At 43.1% G+C, this 19,520-nt stretch carries 21 protein-coding genes; 17 read left to right on the top strand and 4 right to left on the bottom strand.

What is annotated here, in order from left to right:
* The first annotated feature begins 24 nt into the window (after positions 1–24).
* Positions 25–2,607, top strand: coding sequence for a DNA mismatch repair protein MutS (gene mutS / locus J0K78_RS01520; protein ID WP_206945091.1), 2,583 nt, complete (start codon positions 25–27; stop codon positions 2,605–2,607).
* Between the two features lie 13 nt (positions 2,608–2,620).
* Positions 2,621–4,483 carry a DNA mismatch repair endonuclease MutL gene (gene mutL / locus J0K78_RS01525; protein ID WP_206945092.1) on the top strand — a complete coding sequence of 621 codons (1,863 nt, stop codon included), beginning with the start codon at positions 2,621–2,623 and terminating at the stop codon, positions 4,481–4,483.
* 109 nt (positions 4,484–4,592) lie between these two features.
* On the opposite strand, the gene J0K78_RS01530 is transcribed toward mutL, so the two are convergent.
* On the bottom strand, positions 4,593–4,952 hold the full coding sequence (locus tag J0K78_RS01530) for a helix-turn-helix domain-containing protein (RefSeq protein ID WP_115823239.1): 360 nt from the start codon (positions 4,950–4,952) through the stop codon (positions 4,593–4,595).
* Positions 4,953–5,137: 185 nt separating this feature from the next.
* On the opposite strand from J0K78_RS01530, the gene miaA reads away from it, so the two are divergent.
* From miaA to glnA, 7 genes are all read left to right on the top strand, one after another.
* Positions 5,138–6,067 carry a tRNA (adenosine(37)-N6)-dimethylallyltransferase MiaA gene (gene miaA, locus J0K78_RS01535; RefSeq protein WP_206945093.1) on the top strand — a complete coding sequence of 310 codons (930 nt, stop codon included), beginning with the start codon at positions 5,138–5,140 and terminating at the stop codon, positions 6,065–6,067.
* Positions 6,068–6,112: 45 nt separating this feature from the next.
* Complete coding sequence (gene hfq / locus J0K78_RS01540) at positions 6,113–6,337, top strand: RNA chaperone Hfq (RefSeq protein ID WP_089652336.1); 225 nt, start codon at positions 6,113–6,115, stop codon at positions 6,335–6,337.
* 157 nt (positions 6,338–6,494) lie between these two features.
* Complete coding sequence (locus J0K78_RS01545) at positions 6,495–7,439, top strand: AAA family ATPase (RefSeq protein WP_206945094.1); 945 nt, start codon at positions 6,495–6,497, stop codon at positions 7,437–7,439.
* A gap of 80 nt (positions 7,440–7,519) precedes the next feature.
* Positions 7,520–8,752 (top strand): GTPase HflX, encoded by a 1,233-nt coding sequence (gene hflX / locus J0K78_RS01550; RefSeq protein ID WP_206945095.1) that lies wholly within the window; start codon positions 7,520–7,522, stop codon positions 8,750–8,752.
* 50 nt (positions 8,753–8,802) lie between these two features.
* Positions 8,803–10,050 (top strand): methionine gamma-lyase family protein, encoded by a 1,248-nt coding sequence (locus J0K78_RS01555; protein WP_206945096.1) that lies wholly within the window; start codon positions 8,803–8,805, stop codon positions 10,048–10,050.
* A 126-nt stretch (positions 10,051–10,176) separates the two neighbouring features.
* Positions 10,177–10,581, top strand: a complete 405-nt coding sequence (locus J0K78_RS01560) for a MerR family transcriptional regulator (protein WP_089652332.1) — start codon at positions 10,177–10,179, stop codon at positions 10,579–10,581.
* A gap of 24 nt (positions 10,582–10,605) precedes the next feature.
* Positions 10,606–11,937 carry a type I glutamate--ammonia ligase gene (glnA, locus tag J0K78_RS01565; protein ID WP_089652331.1) on the top strand — a complete coding sequence of 444 codons (1,332 nt, stop codon included), beginning with the start codon at positions 10,606–10,608 and terminating at the stop codon, positions 11,935–11,937.
* A gap of 157 nt (positions 11,938–12,094) precedes the next feature.
* Here the strand turns inward: glnA and lexA are convergent, their stop codons facing one another.
* The gene (lexA, locus tag J0K78_RS01570; RefSeq protein ID WP_206945097.1) at positions 12,095–12,718 is read right to left on the bottom strand and encodes a transcriptional repressor LexA; all 624 of its coding nucleotides are present in this window, start codon (positions 12,716–12,718) and stop codon (positions 12,095–12,097) included.
* 302 nt (positions 12,719–13,020) lie between these two features.
* Here lexA and J0K78_RS01575 point away from each other — a divergent pair, with 302 nt between their 5' ends.
* From J0K78_RS01575 to tkt, 3 genes are all read left to right on the top strand, one after another.
* Positions 13,021–13,680, top strand: a complete 660-nt coding sequence (locus J0K78_RS01575; protein ID WP_206945098.1) for a YneB family resolvase-like protein — start codon at positions 13,021–13,023, stop codon at positions 13,678–13,680.
* Positions 13,681–13,765: 85 nt separating this feature from the next.
* Positions 13,766–13,999, top strand: coding sequence for a DUF896 domain-containing protein (locus tag J0K78_RS01580; RefSeq protein ID WP_206945099.1), 234 nt, complete (start codon positions 13,766–13,768; stop codon positions 13,997–13,999).
* A 183-nt stretch (positions 14,000–14,182) separates the two neighbouring features.
* The gene (gene tkt / locus J0K78_RS01585) at positions 14,183–16,186 is read left to right on the top strand and encodes a transketolase (RefSeq protein WP_206945100.1); all 2,004 of its coding nucleotides are present in this window, start codon (positions 14,183–14,185) and stop codon (positions 16,184–16,186) included.
* Position 16,187: 1 nt separating this feature from the next.
* Here the strand turns inward: tkt and J0K78_RS01590 are convergent, their stop codons facing one another.
* Positions 16,188–16,331: a hypothetical protein gene (locus tag J0K78_RS01590; protein ID WP_206945101.1), complete on the bottom strand. Its 144-nt coding sequence runs from the start codon at positions 16,329–16,331 to the stop codon at positions 16,188–16,190.
* 160 nt (positions 16,332–16,491) lie between these two features.
* On the opposite strand from J0K78_RS01590, the gene J0K78_RS01595 reads away from it, so the two are divergent.
* The 5 genes from J0K78_RS01595 (at position 16,492) to J0K78_RS01615 (ending at position 18,939) form a co-directional block, all read left to right on the top strand.
* Positions 16,492–16,716, top strand: coding sequence for a YneF family protein (locus J0K78_RS01595; protein WP_035505139.1), 225 nt, complete (start codon positions 16,492–16,494; stop codon positions 16,714–16,716).
* A 139-nt stretch (positions 16,717–16,855) separates the two neighbouring features.
* Positions 16,856–17,557, top strand: coding sequence for a cytochrome c biogenesis CcdA family protein (locus J0K78_RS01600; protein ID WP_206945102.1), 702 nt, complete (start codon positions 16,856–16,858; stop codon positions 17,555–17,557).
* A gap of 64 nt (positions 17,558–17,621) precedes the next feature.
* Positions 17,622–18,050: a Na(+)/H(+) antiporter subunit B gene (locus J0K78_RS01605; RefSeq protein WP_160913341.1), complete on the top strand. Its 429-nt coding sequence runs from the start codon at positions 17,622–17,624 to the stop codon at positions 18,048–18,050.
* A gap of 14 nt (positions 18,051–18,064) precedes the next feature.
* Positions 18,065–18,424 carry a response regulator gene (locus tag J0K78_RS01610; protein ID WP_206945103.1) on the top strand — a complete coding sequence of 120 codons (360 nt, stop codon included), beginning with the start codon at positions 18,065–18,067 and terminating at the stop codon, positions 18,422–18,424.
* A 32-nt stretch (positions 18,425–18,456) separates the two neighbouring features.
* Positions 18,457–18,939 carry a CcdC family protein gene (locus J0K78_RS01615; protein WP_160913345.1) on the top strand — a complete coding sequence of 161 codons (483 nt, stop codon included), beginning with the start codon at positions 18,457–18,459 and terminating at the stop codon, positions 18,937–18,939.
* A 12-nt stretch (positions 18,940–18,951) separates the two neighbouring features.
* Here the strand turns inward: J0K78_RS01615 and J0K78_RS01620 are convergent, their stop codons facing one another.
* Positions 18,952–19,380 carry a DUF2621 family protein gene (locus tag J0K78_RS01620; RefSeq protein WP_160913347.1) on the bottom strand — a complete coding sequence of 143 codons (429 nt, stop codon included), beginning with the start codon at positions 19,378–19,380 and terminating at the stop codon, positions 18,952–18,954.
* Between the last annotated feature and the right edge of the window lie 140 nt (positions 19,381–19,520).

Here is a 19,520-nt window from a genome sequence, read left to right on the forward strand (position 1 = left end):
TGCACGTTTTGGAGGTTTAACCTTATGGCGCAATACACACCCATGATGCAGCAGTATTTAAAAATTAAAGCAGACCAAAAAGATGCCTTTCTGTTTTTCCGGTTAGGCGATTTTTATGAATTGTTTTTTGAAGATGCAACGAAGGCATCTCAGGAACTTGAAATCACTTTGACCAGCAGGGATGGAGGTTCAAACGGGAGGATCCCGATGTGTGGAGTTCCTTATCACTCTGCGGACAATTACATAAAGCAGTTGATTGAAAAAGGGTACAAGGTGGCTATTTGTGAGCAGGTGGAGGATCCGAAAACGACGAAAGGGGTCGTGAAACGGGAAGTCGTCCAATTGATCACCCCGGGTACGGTCATGGAAGGCAGTATGCTCGATGAAAAAGAAAACAACTACCTTGCCTCCCTGAGCGCATTTGAAGATGGCTCTTACGTCGTCAGTTACAACGATCTTACGACTGGAGAAAACAGTGTGGCCCTTATTCCAGGTGGTTTTGACGCGGCGATGAGCGAATTGTACAGCCGGCCGGTCAAAGAAGTGGTGGTATCCAATGATTTTGATGTCGAGCATAAGCAGATGTTGATGGACCGTTTGGATTATACGGTTTCACATCAGGACAATACTGAGATAGTTCCTGAATTCCAATCTCTTGTTGAGGGGGTCCATCAGGAGAAGCTATTAGTTGGCTTCGGAAGGCTTCTTAATTATATTCAGCATACGCAAAAAAGGTCACTCGATCACCTTCAGCCTGTGAAAGTGATCGAGTTGAAACAATACATGACCCTCGATATGTACTCCAAAAGAAACTTGGAATTATTGGAAACCCTTAGAAAGAAAGGAAAAGCAGGAAGTCTTCTTTCTGTTATCGACAAAACCGTCACTTCTATGGGTGCGCGTATGCTTAAAAAATGGATGGAGCGTCCGTTGTTATCAGCGGATGCCATTGCGGAGAGGCATAATCAGGTCGAGGGATTTCTTGATCAATTCTTTGAGCGGGAGACGCTGAGAGAGGAATTATCGAATGTTTACGACCTGGAACGTTTAGCTGGAAGGGTAGCGTTTGGGAATGTGAATGCCAGAGATATGATTCAGTTGAGAAATTCCTTAAATCATATTCCGGACATCTTAACGACGCTCTCAAAATTTGATCACTCTTCCATAGAAAAGTTATATGACACGGTCGATCCACTCCAAGAATTAAAGGATCTTCTTCAGGAAAGCATCGCGGATGACCCTCCTATCTCTGTAAAAGAGGGAGGCTTGATCCGGGACGGTTTTCATGAACAGCTGGATGACTATAGATATGCTTCCAAGAACGGAAAACAGTGGATCGCAGAGTTAGAACAAAGAGAGCGAACGGAAACTGGAATCAAATCTTTGAAAGTTGGCTATAATCGTGTGTTCGGCTATTATATCGAAGTCACAAAAGCGAACTTGAGGCATTTGCCTGAAGGTAGATATGAACGGAAGCAGACCCTTACCAATGCGGAACGTTTCATTACCCCAGAGCTGAAAGAAAGAGAAACGATGATCCTCGAAGCCCAGGAGAAAAGTGTAGAGCTTGAGTATGAACTTTTCCTCGAGGTTCGTGAAAAAGTAAAAGCGTATGTTAAAAGACTTCAGCAGCTGGCAGACCAAATCAGCCGCGTGGATGTGTTGCAGGGTTTTGCTCAAGTAGCAGAATCCTACCAGTATGTACGACCGGAGTATCGTGAACAACGTGTGGTGGACATCCGTCAAGGACGTCACCCTGTAGTGGAGAAAGTTATGCAGGAAGGAACGTTCGTCCCGAATGATATTTACATGAATGAAGAGACGGATGTGTTGCTGATTACAGGGCCGAACATGTCCGGTAAGAGTACGTACATGCGTCAGCTTGCCTTGACGGCCATTCTTGGACAGATGGGTTCATTTGTACCTTGCCAGTCTGCGAGTTTACCAGTCTTCGACCAAATCTTCACAAGAATTGGTGCGGCTGATGACCTTGTTTCTGGTCATAGTACATTTATGGTCGAAATGCTGGAGGCAAATCATGCATTGACGAATGCGACGGAAAACAGCTTGATCCTTCTCGATGAAATCGGTAGAGGGACAAGTACGTATGATGGCATGGCACTGGCTCAGGCGATTGTTGAATATATTCATGGAGAGATCAATGCCAAAACGTTATTTTCCACCCACTATCATGAGTTGACTTCATTGGAAGAACAGCTGGAGCGTTTAAAAAACGTTCACGTCCGTGCCGAAGAGTATGAAGGTAATGTTGTCTTCCTACACCAGATCAAAGAGGGACCTGCGGATGAAAGTTACGGTATTCATGTAGCGAAACTTGCCCATTTGCCTGATCCATTAATCAACAGAGCGACCGCCCTTTTGGATCAGCTTGAAAATGGGACCGGTAAAAAAGAAGCCCCTGTCTCCACCGAAGAAGAGGAACAATTAAGCTTGTTTGTAGAAGAATCGAAGGTGGAGAAAAAGAGGGCAGCTAAGCCGGCTCCCTCTCATATAGAGAAGCGTCTACAGTCATTAGACTTGATGGAAATGACTCCGATGGACGCCATGAATGAATTGTACCAATTGCAAAAACATTTGAAATCATAAAGGAGGACCAGAGATGGCGCGGATACGACTGATGCCAGACCACCTAGCCAACAAAATAGCGGCCGGAGAAGTTGTTGAACGCCCAGCCTCTGTCGTCAAAGAACTGGTCGAGAACAGTATTGATGCAGGTGCCACATGGGTGAAGATCGATTTAATGGAGGCTGGATTGCAGCGAATTCGAATCACTGATGATGGTGCGGGAATGGAGGAAGAGGACTGCGAAATCGCTTTTCATCGCCATGCAACGAGTAAAATTCTTGATGAAAACGACCTTTTCCATGTCCGTTCCCTGGGCTTTCGCGGAGAAGCACTTGCAAGTATCGCTGCAGTGAGCCGATTGAGTATTCAGACCTCTACGGGGGTAAGTGCTGGAACGAAAATGAATTTAGAGGGAGGACATCTTGTCTCCAGAGGGAAAAGTGATGCAAGAAAAGGAACAGACATTACGGTTGAGGAATTGTTTTTCAATACGCCGGCCCGGTTAAAATATATGAAAACCATCCACACAGAGCTTGGTCATGTGACAGATGTATTAAATCGTTTGGCCTTAGCCCATCCGGAAGTGCAGTTCCTATGCATGCACAATGAAAAGCAGATTTTCAAAACGAATGGACGCGGAGATCTCCTCCAGGTTATCGCGAACATTTACGGAATGAATGTCGCAAAGAAAATGATCCCGATAAAGATGGAAACCGCGGACTTTAAAGTTGATGGTTATATTGCAAAGCCCGAAGTTTACCGTGCTTCAAGAAATTATATGTCAACGATCATCAATGGGCGCTTCATCCGAAGCATTCCCTTAAATAAAGCTGTTTTACAAGGCTATCATACTCTGCTGCCGATCGGTAAAAGCCCGATTGTCGTATTAAATATAGACATGGATCCAATTCTTGTCGATGTCAACGTTCACCCGTCTAAAATGGAAGTGCGTTTTAGTAAGGAAAAAGAATTGTATGATTTGCTGGAAGAGACCGTTCGTCAGGCCTTTCGTAAGCAAACTCTTATTCCTGATGTGTCACAGCCAGCATCAAAGCCTGCGAAAGAGAAAACCACCCAGGAATCCTTCGACCTCTATCATACGAGGGAGGAGGATGCGCATCGCGAGCGGGAATCCACAGTGGACCATTTAGTGAAAAGTGAGAAGGGACTCCCCGCAGAGGATGGTTTTCAAAAAAATCAGAACGAGTTAATCAAAGAGATGATCCCTGCATTCGATTCGGAGGACTCTGTGTCAGAGGAACGTGTACAGATTGAAGATAAATTCGAACAGAAAGAACCTTCTGATGAACAAAAAAGAGTGCCGACCATGCATCCTATAGGTCAGCTGCATGGAACATACATCCTTGCCCAAAATGAAGAAGGCATGTATATTGTCGATCAACATGCGGCTCAAGAAAGGATAAAATATGAATTCTTCAGAGACAAACTGTCGGAAGTGAATCATGAAGTACAGGAACTGCTTGTGCCGATGACCTTTGAATTGTCCAAGGCTGAATCGTTAAGAATGGAAGAGTACAAAGACGAACTGGAAAAAGTGGGTTTGTTTTTTGAACCATTCGGAGACACGACCTATATCGTGCGCAGTCACCCTCAATGGTTCCCTAAAGGGTTTGAAGAGGAAGTCATCGATGAAATGATTCAGCAACTGATGGAGGAAGACCGGATTGATATTCTTAAATTAAGAGAAGAAGCGGCAATTCTCATGTCATGTAAACGATCGATCAAAGCGAATCACTATTTGAACCACACGGATATGTTTCAACTTTTGGAAGACTTGAGAAAGTCGACCGACCCTTTCACATGTCCCCATGGGCGGCCGATCATCGTTTTCTTTTCGGAGTATGAAATGGAAAAAATGTTCAAGCGTGTGATGTAATAAAAAGAGAGACTCCAAAGTGGGAGTCTCTCTTTTTTTGTTTGCTATTTTGTTTACATAATATTTTTATATTTAATTTATATATAAGTACGAATGACAGAGTAGGGAATTAGGAGATGTTCTTCTGCTGGAGAAGAAAACGAAAATAGTTATCGATCTGCTTGATGTCCTCCGGCTGAATTCCGAACCATGCTTTCTTGTCGAAAAATACAGGTTTTGTGTATCCTTTCGTTTCCAGGAGCTGTTTAATTTCCCGCATTTCATCCTCTTGCTCATCACTTAAACCGAGGAGATAATCTGCGGTGGTATGGAGAGCGTGAGCAATCTTCGTGAGATCATCAAGATCAGGGGAAGTGTAACTCCGTTCCCAATTCGACACGACTTGTGGGGACACACCGACTTTTTCAGCTAACATCGATTGTGTTAAACGTCTTTCTTTTCTAAGTGAACGAATTCTTTCATGAACCACTTTAAGACGCCTCCTTTTCTATACTATAACACAGACTAACGAAATGCGATAGTACGACTAACGAATATTTTGAATATTTGTAACGGAAACCGTTAGTAATGGTAACGGATTGCGTTAGTTTCCTGCCTGAGGTATGATTGTAGAGCCATTCATGTATAATAGAGACGTGTGAAGGAGGTGGGCGTATGAAACCATTGGTGATCTCAGTGGTCGGTCCAACAGCAGTCGGAAAATCGAATTTGGGGATCCAGATCGCTCAGCGTTTTGACGGCGAAGTGATCAGTGGTGATTCCATGCAGATTTACCGGACGATGGATATTGGAACAGCGAAGGTAACTAAAGAGGAGATGCAGGGTATTCCGCATCATATGATTGATTTTAAAAACCCTGATGAGAAGTTTTCAGTTGCTGAGTTCCAGGAGAATGTGCAGACCTTAATCAGTGAAATCCATGAGCGGGGGAAGCTGCCGGTTTTAGTAGGGGGGACAGGCTTATACATACAAGCAACACTTTTTGATTTCCACTTTTCTGAACAAAAAAAGAATCCTGCCATCATGGAGAAGCTTGAAAAAGAGCGGAAAGAAAAAGGCAGAGATTATATGTACAAACGCCTTGTTGAAATTGATCCCGAACAAGCAGAAAAAATTCACCCGAATAATGAAAGGCGGGTGCTGCGGGCGCTTGAAGTTTATGAAACAACAGGACGGATAATGAGTGACCGCCACCAACAGCAGCAGAATGAATCTCCTTTTAACCCGATCTTAATTGGACTGGAGATGGACCGTGAGTTATTGTACGAACGTATCAATAAAAGGGTCGATCAGATGATTCAACAAGGTTTGGTAAAAGAGGTACAGCTTCTGTATGAACAGGGGTTGCAGGACGTTCAATCGATGCAGGCCATCGGTTATAAGGAATTGATTCCTTACTTTGAAGGGTCATGTACCCTGGAGGAAGCAGTTGAGTTGCTGAAACGCAATTCCAGACGTTATGCGAAGCGTCAGTACACGTACTTCAAGAACAAGATGGAAATCCATTGGTATGAAGTATCTCCTTCAAACTACAAGGAGAAATTTGAAACAATTTTAGGCGATTTAGCAGGAAAGATAGACTAATGCGTAGAATCGTATTATTACAGATAGAAAAGAGGAGGAAGATCCATGGCCCAATCGGTTAATATCCAGGACAATTATTTGAATCAATTAAGGAAAGAACGCATGCAGGTGACTGTCTTTCTGCTCAATGGATTTCAATTGAGAGGCATCGTCAAAGCCTTCGACAATTTCACTGTCTTGCTGGAGACAGAAGGAAAGCAGCAATTAATCTTTAAACATGCCATTTCAACATTTGCTCCTGTAAAAAATGTTTCATTGGATAAAGAATAGTGTGAATGGTTTATGAAACCGAAAGAAGCGGAGGCCTTTTTAAGGCCTCCGCTTCTTTCATGGATAAAGGAAATGATGTTGTGCGTTCATCTTTTGGGCGTTTGTCACAGGGAACCTCACCTCCGCGTATGATGAAGAAGAATGAGGAGGGATTGATGTGCAACCCCAAGCGAAAACAGCGAGAACAAGCAGCACGATCAATATTGTGTTAAATGAATCTAAAGAAAAAGCGATTCCTGATCGGAAAGCAGCTGCCCTCAAACAGACAGGGTCTCCTTTTTTGAAAATTGAGGAATTTTTTTCTTCCATCATCGGAATGGATGATCTAAAGACCAGGGTCAAAGAAATTTATGCCCAGGTGCTCGTTTCAAAGAAGAGAGAAGAAGCAGGATTGAAGTCGAATGCACAAGTTCTGCATATGGTCTTTCACGGAAACCCCGGTACGGGTAAAACGACCATCGCGCGAATGGTTGCTGCTTTATTCCGCGATGTAGGGGTGCTTGAGAAAGGGCAATTCATTGAAGCGGATAGGAGCGACCTTGTAGGAGAATATATTGGTCATACGGCTCAAAAAACGAAGGATCTTATTCATAAAGCATTGGGGGGCGTCCTTTTTATTGATGAAGCCTATTCATTAGCGAGAGGTGGAGAAAAGGATTTCGGAAAAGAAGCGATTGATACGTTAGTGAAATGCATGGAAGATCATCATAATGAATGCATTATTATTCTTGCGGGATATCCTGAGGAGATGGAAGATTTTCTGACCCTAAATCCAGGGCTCGCTTCCAGGTTTCCCATCCAGCTTTCATTCAAGGATTATTCGGCTAGAGAACTTACACAGATTGCTTTTGGAATGATTGAAGAAAGGGAATATTGTTTAACAAAAGAAGCGGAACGGAAACTTTTTCAGCATCTCGCATACATGTACTCAAGACGTGAGGAGAATTTTTCGAATGCCCGCTATGTAAGGAACCTCATTGAAGAAGCCATTCGAAAGCATGCCTGGAGAGTAATCAGCACAGCGAACCCGAAGAAAAAAGCACTGATGACCCTTCAAGCAGAAGACTTTGATGTTCCATTAAAAGAAACAGACGTGTTCTAAACACTCGTACATTCATAGGAAACGATTTTCTGTTATGATGAAAAAGATACAGGCAGATGGAAGAGTAGGTGAAGAGACAGATGGAAAAAGAAATGGTCGTGTTGGTTGCCAGGAAAGAACCATTCGAACAAGAAGAACGGTTTCAGTCTTCTTTGGAGGAGCTACAATCACTTACTGAGACCGCTAATGGAGAAGTATGCAAAATCATAACTCAGAAGCGTGACCGGGTTCACCCGGCTACATATTTAGGTGAGGGCAAACTGGAAGAAATAAAAGAAGCAGCAGAGGAATCTGAAGCTGAATTGGTGATATTCAATGATGAGTTATCACCTGGTCAGCTTAGAAATATATCGGACAGAATCGGAGTTCGCGTCATCGACAGAAGTCAGCTGATCCTGGACATTTTTGCAGGACGGGCACGTACAAAGGAAGGTAAATTGCAAGTGGAACTTGCTCAATTGCAATATTTGCTTCCGCGGCTTTCTGGTCAAGGGACTGCCTTATCCCGGTTAGGTGGAGGAATTGGTACGCGTGGTCCAGGTGAAACCAAACTGGAAACCGACCGCCGGCATATCCAAAGAAGAATTGATGATATTAAGAAGCGGCTGGATACGGTTGTCAAACAACGTGAGCAGTATCGAAAACGCAGAAAAGAAAACCGTGCCTTTCAAGTAGCGATCGTCGGTTATACGAATGCTGGTAAATCGACTTTCTTCAACAGAGTAACGGACAGCCAGTCTTTTGAAGAGGATTTATTGTTTGCTACACTCGATCCTTTGACAAGACAGATGAGCCTTCCTTCTGGCTTTTTGGCGCTTCTCTCCGATACGGTAGGATTTATTCAGGACCTGCCAACGACACTTATTGCAGCATTCCGATCTACGTTAGAAGAAGTGACAGAAGCAGACTTTATTGTTCATATGGTTGATGCTTCACACCCTGATCATATGCAGCAGGAAAAGACTGTATTGAAGTTATTGGAGGAACTTGGGGCTGGCCAGTTGCCAGTTCTGACCGTTTACAATAAGAAAGATCTCCTTAAGGAGGATTTCATTCCCCACTCTTTCCCTTCGCTGACAGTGAGCGTACATGATCCGATTGATCGTAAAAGGGTTCTTCATAAAATAGAAGAGGTTTTAAAGGAAGAGTGGGACGAGTATGACGTTTTCTTACCAGCTTCTGAAGGGAAACGGCTCCAGCAATTCAAGGCTTACAGCATGATTACAAGCATTCATTTCTTTGAAGAAAAAGAGGGGTACGCTCTTCATGGTTTCATCCATCCGGAGCACCCATTGAAACACCAAATATTATAAATGAAAACGTTGAATCAACGAAATACTGCAAGATAGGAAGAGGACTCATCATGAATATTCAAGAATTGAAGCAACGCGTAACAAAAGAAATTAAGCCTCAACATGATCACGTGGAAGAGATTGTCGAATACAATCAGCAAAAGGTTTTGAAGGCCTTTCATAAACTGAGGGTCAGCGATTCTCACTTTAATCCGACGACGGGATATGGATATGATGACTTTGGGCGGGACACCCTTGAAGCATTGTATGCAGAAATATTTGAAGCGGAAGATGCCCTTGTCAGACCTCAGCTCATATCCGGAACGCATGCGATTACGACTGCCTTGTTTGGTGTCCTGCGACCTGGAGATGAACTGCTTTACATATCAGGAGAGCCCTATGACACCCTGAGAGAAGTCATTGGTTCTGGAGGAAATAAGGATACAGGTTCTTTACGTGATTTTGGTATCAGTTACCAAACGGTTCCTTTAGAAGAGAACGGGTCTTTTTCCCATGATAGAATTCGAGAAGCTATGCGTGAAAAAACGAAGGTGGTAGCCATCCAACGATCCAAAGGGTACGAAGATCGTCCATCATTTCTCATTGACGAGTTACAGTCGATTATACAGTTCGTCCGTGAAATCAAAGAAGATGTGATTATTTTTGTTGACAATTGTTATGGAGAGTTTGTAGAAATGAAGGAACCACTTGAAGTTGGCGCTGATCTGATTGCTGGTTCGTTAATTAAAAACCCGGGAGGTGGAATTGCTAGGGTCGGTGGTTACATTGCAGGGAGCAAATCCTTGATTGAAAAATGCAGCTACCGCTTGACTGCTCCTGGGTTAGGGAAGGAAACAGGGCCGAGTTTAAATAGCCTTCAGGAGATGTATCAGGGCATCTTTCTAGCCCCACATGTCGTAGGGGAAGCTTTGAAAGGAGCTATTTTCACTTCTAAATATTTAAGTGAATATGGTTTCGACACGAATCCTGCTTATAATAAGAAACGAACGGATTTAATTCAATCCGTCAACTTCAAAACGGCTGAACAAATGATCAGATTCTGCCAATCCATCCAGCAGGCATCTCCGGTGAATTCCCATTTCAAACCCGAACCGAGCGCCATGCCGGGATATGAGGACGAAGTGATTATGGCTGCAGGGACTTTCATTCAGGGCGCAAGCCTCGAATTGACCGCTGATGGTCCCATTCGCCCCCCTTACACTGCCTTCGTCCAAGGTGGATTGACCTATGCCCATGTTAAGATCGCTGTCGTACAGGCAGTGGAACAATTAATCGAAGAGGGTATGGTCAAAGCCTGAAGCTACGGGAATGGTAACCCTTTCAAAAAACAGCGTTAAATTGTGTGAACATTCCTCACATATGTTGACATATCCCTTTCGTGACGTATAATTAAAGTATCATTCTTATGGGGAGGTGGCACATCGATGAGTGATGAAATTCGTCGTTCCATGCCGTTATTCCCGATGGGGATTGTTCAATCCTTGACAGACCTTACTGCACGGCAGATCCGGTACTACGAACAGCACGAGCTGGTACAGCCGGCCCGTTCAGAAGGTAACCGTCGCATGTTTTCATTCAATGACGTCGATCGTCTTCTCGAAATAAAAGACCTGATCGATCAAGGTGTGAACATGGCCGGAATCAAGAAAGTTCTGAAGCTGAATGATCAGCCAGATAATGAGGTATATGATGAGGATCAAGTGAAGGAAGTACACAATGAACTTACCGAAAAAGAACTTCGTCGTATGCTGCAACGAGAACTATTCACAGCGGGAAGACAAGGTAAATTAGCAATCAGGCAGGGAGAAATGTCGAGGTTCTTCCATTAATTTTGTGTTGAGAGGAGAAATTCAATGGGTTTAACAAAAGAAGAAATCTACAAAAAAATCGATGAGGAAAACGTCAAGTTTATCCGCCTTCAGTTTACGGATATGCTTGGTACGATCAAAAACGTGGAAATCCCACTAAGCCAGTTGGATAAAGCTATTGATGGCATGATGATGTTTGACGGGTCCTCCATTGAAGGATTCGTTCGTATCGAGGAGTCTGACATGTATTTGGTTCCAGACCTGGATACGTTCGTCGTTTTCCCTTGGACTTCAGAAAAAGGGAAGGTCGCACGATTCATCTGTGACATCTACAACCCAGACCAAACTCCTTTTGAAGGATGCCCGCGCTACAATTTAAAGCGTAACATCAAAAAAATGGAGAAACTCGGCTTTTCTGCTTTCAACATTGGTACAGAACCTGAATTTTTCCTATTTAAATTAGATGAAAAAGGCGAACCGACGATGGAGTTGAATGATAAAGGTGGCTATTTCGACTTGGCACCGACCGACCTTGGTGAAAACTGCCGTCGCGATATTGTCCTTGAGCTTGAGGAAATGGGCTTTGAAATCGAAGCCTCTCACCACGAAGTAGCTCCAGGTCAGCACGAAATTGATTTCAAATACGCAGATGCTGTCAAGCATTGCGATGATATCCAAACATTCAAACTCGTCGTAAAAACCATTGCACGGCAACATGGTCTGCATGCAACATTCATGCCTAAACCATTGTTCGGTGTAAACGGATCGGGTATGCACGCGAACATGTCTCTTTTCAATGAAAAGGGAAATGCTTTCTTCGATGAGAAAGGGAAGGAACAATTGTCAGAAGTCGCTTACCAGTTCACAGCAGGCATCATCAAGCATGCAACGAACTTCACAGCCGTGACAAATCCTACCGTCAACTCTTACAAGCGTCTTGTACCAGGCTATGAGGCTCCATGTTATGTTGCATGGTCCGGTCAAAACCGTAGTCCACTCGTACGCGTACCGACATCCCGTGGGTTGAGCACAAGAATCGAAGTCCGCAGTGTGGATCCTTCAGCGAACCCATACATGGCGATGGCGGTCCTTCTTGCTGCTGGACTTGATGGCGTAGAAAATAAACTGGAAGCACCTGCTCCTGTCGACCGAAACATTTACGTGATGGATAAAAAAGAACGGGAAGCGCACGGAGTGAAAGATCTCCCAGCCACTCTATATGATGCATTGGAAGAGCTGCATCAAGATCCAATCATGGTAGAAGCTCTCGGCGAGCACCTGTTCGAACACTTCATTGAAGCGAAGGAAATCGAATGGGATATGTTCCGCACACAGGTTCATCCGTGGGAACGCGAACAATATCTACAGACATATTAAATATAAAACCCTTGAAGTGGTTTACTTCAAGGGTTTTTTTGTGTTTCAAGAAGGATTCTCTTTATGATCGAAAATAAGTGAAAACTTTTCCCGTAAAAGTCATAGGGCTTGATATAAATAAAGAAAGAGGCGAGTTTATTTAACTCGCCTCTTTCTTTTAGTGTACGGTCCTGTAAAGGCCGACGACTTTCCCTAAAATGGATACATCCTGTAGCAGGATCGGTTCCATTGTTGCGTTTTCAGGCTGCAAACGAACGTGATTTCTTTCCTTGAAGAAACGCTTCACCGTGGCTTCTTCGTCTTCAGTCATCGCGACAACGATGTCACCGTTCTGGGCGGTTTGTTGTTGTCTCACAATCACCATATCTCCATCAAGAATTCCTGCCTCAATCATACTTTCACCCTGTACGATTAGTACGAATGTGTTGTCATCCGACCCTGCAAGTGTATCTGGTAAAGGGACATATTCTTCAATGTTTTCAACAGCAGTAATCGGTGAACCCGCCGTGACTTTACCGATTACTGGAGCGTAAGAAGCTTCACTTCTTGGGATGCTGTGATCTTCTTCTAATTCAATCACTTCAATGGCACGAGGTTTGGTCGGGTCGCGTCTGATGTATCCTTTTTTCTCCAATCTGGATAAGTGACCATGCACAGTCGAACTTGAAGCAAGACCAACGGACTGGCCGATCTCCCTTACGGATGGTGGATATCCTTTTGCTAAAACTTGTTCTTTAATAAAATCTAGTATTTCCTGCTGCCGCTTTGAAAGTTTACTCATAGATTAGCACCTCGTACATAGGATTATAGTAACCACATTGTACCACTTATATTTCAAAAATACAAACACGCGTTCGAAAAAACCATTGACAAGAACTTGTGTTCGTATATAATGAGAAGTAACAAACACGAACACAGGTTCTTAAGAACGTTCGTTCTAAGGAAAACGGAGGGGTTATCAATGTTTAACAAATTATCTAAGCTGGATTACACCTACATTATTCTTTTTATTGTGAGTTTTATCATTCTCTATTATTCTATGGTCACAGCTGTATAATAGAGAAAGAGAGAGGAACATATACATTGAAAGTGATTTTATATTGCAGAGTAAGTACGGAAAAAGAAGCTCAAGTGACTTCATTAAAACGACAAAGAGCTGAATTGATATCCATGGCGGACAGTCATGATTTCGAAGTTGTTGATTGTATTGAAGAGCAAGCTAGTGGTTACGATATTGAACGTGAAGGGATTTTCCGCATGCTGGAATGTTTTTCTTCCGGGCGTGCGGATGCCTTATTGATACAGGATGAAACACGCTTAGGCAGGGGAAATACGAAGATTGCTTTATTCCATCAATTAAACCGGTTGGAGATCAAGGTGTACTCCCTATCTAACCAGGGGGAGCTCCAGTTATCGGAATCGGATTCGATGGTTTTACAGATTGTCGGCATCGTAGAAGAATACCAAAGGAAGATACATAATATGAAAATACGGCGTGGGATGAGAAAAGCGGTTGAGGGCGGCTATGATCCATCCGCCAACTTATCCAATCGTGATCAGGCACCCGGACGTGAGAGAATCGAGTTTCCCATTGAGGAGGTTGTTCGGTTAAGGAAAAATGATTTGACCTTCAAAGATATTGCAGCGACTTTGAGAGGTTTGGGATATGACGTATCAAAAGCTACGGTGCATCGTAGATACAAGGAGTACCTATCGCTTGAAAAAGAAGAAGAATCACGATAATATTAGATATACGGACAAGGATCTTTGGATTTCTTGTCTTTTTCATGTTTTTACGATCCAGACTATGAGTAAAGGAGAAGGATCTATGTTATCAAAAGAAAAAATTAATCGTATAAATGAACTAGCTAATAAATCTAAGCAGGAAGAGCTCTCGAAGGAAGAAAAAGCAGAGCAGCAGAAGCTGCGCCAGGAATATTTGAAAAATGCCCGTGCATCCTTCAAAAATCAGCTTAAAGGTGTGACCGTCATTGATCCGAAAGGGAATGACGTAACTCCAGAAAAGCTTCGTCAAATGCAAAAGAACGAGAAAAAGAATTAATCCTGATCATTCGTCCGTATTCGATAAAATTTCGAATGCGGATTTTTCTTGTTTAATTCCTTGGATAAGGGGGAAATTAGGTCTGAGGCTGTGCGAAATTTTGCACAAAGCTTGTTTCGAAACGATTTTCATTATAGGATAATACATGGTACATATACCTGAAAAGAAAGGGGAATGTTGAACATGGCAAACAGCCTTGAACAAACATCAATCAATACGATTAGAACTTTAACAATCGATGCAGTAGAAAAAGCAAACTCCGGCCACCCGGGGATGCCAATGGGTGCAGCGCCGATGGCGTATACGCTATGGACTCAGTTCATGGATCACAATCCAAAAAACTCGAACTGGTTCGACCGTGACCGTTTCGTCCTATCAGCTGGACACGGATCTATGCTTCTTTACAGCCTGCTCCACCTATCTGGTTATAATGTGACGATGGACGACCTTAAGTCGTTCCGTCAATGGGATTCCAAAACCCCTGGTCACCCAGAGTTTGGTCACACAGACGGTGTAGAAGCAACTACAGGTCCCCTTGGACAAGGTATTGCAATGGCGACCGGAATGGCGATGGCTGAAGCTCATCTTTCTGCGAAATATAATCGTGAAGGTTACAACGTCGTTGACCATTACACATATACAATTTGCGGTGATGGTGATTTGATGGAGGGAGTATCACAGGAATCTGCTTCTCTTGCCGGTCACCTTGGCCTTGGTAAATTGATCGTTCTTTATGATTCCAATGATATTTCTCTTGATGGTGATCTTGACCGTTCCTTCAGCGAAAGTGTCGAAAAACGATATGAAGCTTATGGGTGGCAGGTCATCCGTGTAGAGGATGGCACGAATACAGAAGAAGTTGCGAAAGCCTTAGAGAAAGCTAAAGCAAACACTGATCAGCCCACAATGATTGAAGTGAAAACGGTCATTGGATATGGATCTCCTAACAAGTCTGGTAAGTCTGCTTCTCATGGTGCTCCTCTAGGTGAAGAGGAAGTAACAGCAGCGAAGCAGTTCTATGAGTGGGAACATGAGCCGTTCCACGTACCTGAAGAAGTTTATCAGGACTTCAAAGATAAAGTTCAGCAAAATGGTCAGGATAAAGAAGAATCCTGGAACAATCTATTGGCTCAGTACAAAGAGGCGCATCCTGAACTTGCTGAAGAGTTTGAGCGTGCGATTCGTGGTGAACTTCCTGAAGGTTGGGATCAAAGCCTTCCAACATACCAGGTAGGGGAAGACAGCCCGGCTACACGCGCAGCATCCGGTGATGCGATTAATGCTCTTTCTCAAGCGATCCCTAACTTCTTTGGTGGTAGTGCTGACCTTGCAGGTTCAAACAAAACGGCCGTCAAAGATGAAGAGGACTTCTCACGTAACAACTACGCAGGTCGAAACATCTGGTTCGGTGTTCGTGAATTTGCCATGGCGGCTGCCTTAAACGGAATGGGACTTCATGGTGGACTTAAAGTATATGCGGGTACATTCTTCGTCTTCAGTGACTACCTGCGTCCAGCTGTCCGTCTATCCGCTCTGCAGAACCTGCCGGTGAACTATGTTTTCACTCATGATTCTGTTGCTGTTGGTGAAGATGGTCCTACTCACGAACCTGTTGAACAATTGGCTTCACTTCGTGCAATGCCAAACCTTTCTGTACTCCGTCCTGCGGATGGGAACGAAACCAATGCGGCATGGCGACTTGCTTTAGAGTCTGAAGCGACTCCAACAGCACTCGTTCTTACACGTCAAGGTTTACCGACTCTAAAAGGTACAGAGGAACATGCCTATGAAGGAATGAAGAAAGGGGCATACATCCTTAGCGATTCTGATAAAGAAGAGCCGGATGCGATCCTGCTTGCTTCAGGTTCTGAGGTGCAGTTGATTGTTGAAGCTCAAGCTGAATTGAAAAAGAATGGTTACGACGTCCGCGTTGTCAGTGTACCTTCTTTCGATCGCTTCGAAGCTCAGCCTAAGGAATACAAGGAACAGGTATTGCCTTCTTCTGTCCGCAAACGTCTGGCAGTTGAAATGGGTGCTTCATTCGGTTGGGACCGTTATGTAGGTCTTGATGGTTCCGTCATCGGAATTGACAAGTTCGGTGCTTCTGCGCCAGGAAATACTGTGATTGAGAACTATGGTTTTACAGTAGAAAACGTAGTCAAGCATGCGGAAAACTTAATGAAATAAACTAGAAAGAAGCTGCCTGTTTCTGAGGCAGCTTCTTTTTTGGCTGAATAGTGAGATCGTAGGAATAACCATTTTCGGTTTCCCTGCTCTGTGTGATATAATATTCATAAGAATGATTGTTGTCTCTGTTACGGTCACCTGTCATAGCAGATAATCCTCCATTTCAGGGTGTTACTGCTTATTCAAATTGACGGTTGATCCTATAGTAGCGTTTGGTCTATAGTCTTATTGAAACGACTATTGTATTCTAAAGAACGTTTTACTATACTGTTATGGGAGACAACACGAAGGAGGAAGACGAAGTCATGACATTGGGGATCGTTTGGGTTATCATCATTGCTTTATTGACTCTTGTCGGTGGTGCAGCTCTAGGCTTCTTCATCGCAAGAAAGTACATGATGAACTATTTGAAAAAAAACCCGCCAATTAACGAACAAATGTTGCGCACATTGATGATGCAGATGGGCCAAAAGCCTTCACAGAAGAAAATCAATCAGATGATGCGTTCAATGAACAATCAAATGAAATAATGACACAAAGCCTTCTTTCCTAAACGAAAGAAGGCTTTCTCTATGCGGACTTCCTGAGATGTTCACAAGATAAACATCGTGTTAGTCCTGAAGCTCTGATACAATAAGAGGCGACTATGAATGAAGGTGTGATGATTGAATGGATGTGAATCTCTTCCTTGCTTTCGGAGCAGGTTTTTTATCTTTTATATCCCCGTGTGTATTTCCTTTATATCCTGCATTCCTTTCCTACATTACCGGGATGAGTGTGCATGAATTAAAAGAAGACAATGGGATGCTGAAAAGAGCAAGTCTGATCCATACGGTTTTGTTCTTACTAGGATTTACAACGATCTTCTTACTATTAGGGTTTTCAGGATCGTTTTTTGCACAGTTTTTCATACAATATGAATCCGTGATCCGTCGTTTGGGATCCATTCTGATTATTTTCTTCGGATTTGTCATTATTGGGGTGTTCAACTTTGATTTTTTAATGAAAGACCGGAAGATCACTTTTAAGAATAGACCCTCTGGGTACATAGGCACGTTTCTTATTGGTCTTACATTCTCACTCGGTTGGACTCCTTGTACAGGTCCAATCCTTGCTTCTGTCCTTTCGTTGGCCGCGGATTCTCCGGAGCTTTTCTTAGTTATGATGCTGTCTTATTCTCTTGGTTTTTCCATTCCTTTTCTAGCCCTGTCCTTCTTCATTGGGAAATTGAATTGGATTAAAACTCATAGTACGGGAATTGTTAAGATAGGTGGGTATATCATGATCCTCGTCGGAATTGCTCTTTATTTTGACTGGATGACTATGCTGACCTCGTACCTTGCCGGAGTCTTTGATTTCCAAGGGTTCTAAGCCGTGGATTTTAATGAGCATTTATATTAAGATGATACTAGAGAAAAAATAAAGGAGCTTTTTTATGACCCAGACCAACGATATTATATTAAGAACTACGACCACACTAATCGCCTTTATCCTGCTAGGGTTTTCCGTTTATTTATTTTTTGCTGGACATAATGCTCCAGGTGGAGGGTTTATTGGTGGTTTAATGACAGCTGCGGCCATTATCCTCATGTACATGGCCTATGGAAGTAAAGCGATGGAAAAGATCCTTCCGATTAATTTCCGTTTTCTGATTCCAGTTGGATTGATGGTAGCGGCAGCAACCGGGATTGGTGGAATGGTGTTTGACGCACCTTTCCTGACTCAAACGTTTGCTTACTTTCAACTGCCGATCCTTGGCAAAACAGAACTCGCCACGGCGCTTCTGTTCGACCTCGGTGTTTATCTAGCTGTTGTTGGCGTAACCATGACGATCATTTTGACCATTGCTTATGACAGGGATTAAAAGGGGAGCATGTAATGGCTAGGGTATTAATTGTAGATGATGCCAAGTTCATGCGGGTAACTTTAAAAAACATCCTGGAAAAAGGACATCATGAAGTTGTAGGGGAAGCCGATAATGGAAAAGAAGCGGTTGAGAAATATGGTTCGCTTCGACCAGACCTGGTTACGCTGGATATTACAATGCCGGAAATGAACGGCATTGATGCCCTAAAAGAGATCCAACAGGTTTCTAATGAAGCAAAAGTCATCATGTGTTCAGCGATGGGGCAGCAGAAAATGGTCTTAAAGGCTATTGAATGTGGAGCGAAAGACTTCATCGTTAAACCCTTTGATGAAGCTCGGGTCCTGGATGCCATTGATCTTGTGTTGAACTGATATTAAGGACAGAGTAGAAAGAGTGAATCGTTATGTTTTGGTTAATTGCAAGTACCATTGTCGCTGCTGGGATGGCAACAGCGATGATCTTCGTCCGGTTGCGGGCGGCTAAAAAACCCGCAAGTGTGAAAAAAATCATTCTGCCGCCTTTCATGATGAGCACAGGGGCTCTCATGTTTGTATTTCCAGTGTTCAGAGTTGAATGGACCCAGGTCATTGAGGCCGTACTCATTGGTGTGATTTTTTCGATATTCCTCATTCGAACTTCGAAATTTGAGGTGAGGGATGGAGATATTTATTTAAAGCCATCAAGGGCCTTCGTGTTTATTCTTTTCGGACTCCTGATTTTGAGAGTGGTTTTCAAAATTATTATAGGGCAGCATGTATCCCTTGGAGAAACGAGTGGAATGTTCTTTCTGCTGGCCTTCGGTATGATTATGACTTGGCGGATCGCCATGTTGAAACAATACTTACAGTTAGAGAAAAAATTGGAACTAAAAAAGGACCTGGCTTAAGCCGGGTCCTTTTTAACGTTCAATCAGTACATCATAAGGGCTCATGTCTATTTTTTTCTCTTCTAACTTTCTCACGAGAAACTTATGGTCTCGCTTTGGAGTGGCTCGTATGTAGCCCTCAATTAAAATCTCCTGGGTGATTTTCTTTTTCTTTTTCTGTAGGGCGATTTCCCCGATACGACCAGCGATCTTTTGTCTTGCTACATCCCGGAAGATCTCAGGGACAGGAGAAATCAACTCTTCTAATAAGTCTTTTTGTTCCGCAGACCACATGTGTTTTGTTTTGTCCACATAATATTCTTCCCAATCAATAATTGATTTTCCGTCTTCTTTAGGAAGACGTTTCAGGAATTTGCGGAACATAAAGAAACCACCAATGCTCATCAAACCAACCATAATGACAATCCACCCGACGATAAATAGGGCAAATCCACCTGACATATTATCACCTGTTTCATTGTCTTAGACTTTTCTAATTTCATTATAAAAGGTTGACCCTTTAAATACAAGCGTACGTTTATGTAGGTTTTTGTATGAAATTTATCGAATTCAGAAAAATTTGTGGTCATTCATTTTACTTA

The organism is Halobacillus sp. GSS1, assembly GCF_017307035.1.
GTDB lineage: Bacteria > Bacillota > Bacilli > Bacillales > Halobacillaceae > Halobacillus > Halobacillus litoralis.

Bases quoted from the DNA above. Each gene is read 5' to 3' on its own strand.
- mutS (WP_206945091.1), top strand. From the start codon at position 25: ATGGCGCAATACACACCCATGATGCAGCAGTATTTAAAAATTAAAGCA.
- mutL (WP_206945092.1), top strand. From the start codon at position 2,621: ATGGCGCGGATACGACTGATGCCAGACCACCTAGCCAACAAAATAGCG.
- miaA (WP_206945093.1), top strand. From the start codon at position 5,138: ATGAAACCATTGGTGATCTCAGTGGTCGGTCCAACAGCAGTCGGAAAA.
- hfq (WP_089652336.1), top strand. From the start codon at position 6,113: ATGGCCCAATCGGTTAATATCCAGGACAATTATTTGAATCAATTAAGG.
- hflX (WP_206945095.1), top strand. From the start codon at position 7,520: ATGGAAAAAGAAATGGTCGTGTTGGTTGCCAGGAAAGAACCATTCGAA.
- J0K78_RS01555 (WP_206945096.1), top strand. From the start codon at position 8,803: ATGAATATTCAAGAATTGAAGCAACGCGTAACAAAAGAAATTAAGCCT.
- J0K78_RS01560 (WP_089652332.1), top strand. From the start codon at position 10,177: ATGAGTGATGAAATTCGTCGTTCCATGCCGTTATTCCCGATGGGGATT.
- glnA (WP_089652331.1), top strand. From the start codon at position 10,606: ATGGGTTTAACAAAAGAAGAAATCTACAAAAAAATCGATGAGGAAAAC.
- lexA (WP_206945097.1), bottom strand. From the start codon at position 12,718: ATGAGTAAACTTTCAAAGCGGCAGCAGGAAATACTAGATTTTATTAAA.
- J0K78_RS01580 (WP_206945099.1), top strand. From the start codon at position 13,766: ATGTTATCAAAAGAAAAAATTAATCGTATAAATGAACTAGCTAATAAA.
- tkt (WP_206945100.1), top strand. From the start codon at position 14,183: ATGGCAAACAGCCTTGAACAAACATCAATCAATACGATTAGAACTTTA.
- J0K78_RS01590 (WP_206945101.1), bottom strand. From the start codon at position 16,331: ATGACAGGTGACCGTAACAGAGACAACAATCATTCTTATGAATATTAT.
- J0K78_RS01595 (WP_035505139.1), top strand. From the start codon at position 16,492: ATGACATTGGGGATCGTTTGGGTTATCATCATTGCTTTATTGACTCTT.
- J0K78_RS01600 (WP_206945102.1), top strand. From the start codon at position 16,856: ATGGATGTGAATCTCTTCCTTGCTTTCGGAGCAGGTTTTTTATCTTTT.
- J0K78_RS01605 (WP_160913341.1), top strand. From the start codon at position 17,622: ATGACCCAGACCAACGATATTATATTAAGAACTACGACCACACTAATC.
- J0K78_RS01610 (WP_206945103.1), top strand. From the start codon at position 18,065: ATGGCTAGGGTATTAATTGTAGATGATGCCAAGTTCATGCGGGTAACT.
- J0K78_RS01615 (WP_160913345.1), top strand. From the start codon at position 18,457: ATGTTTTGGTTAATTGCAAGTACCATTGTCGCTGCTGGGATGGCAACA.
- J0K78_RS01620 (WP_160913347.1), bottom strand. From the start codon at position 19,380: ATGTCAGGTGGATTTGCCCTATTTATCGTCGGGTGGATTGTCATTATG.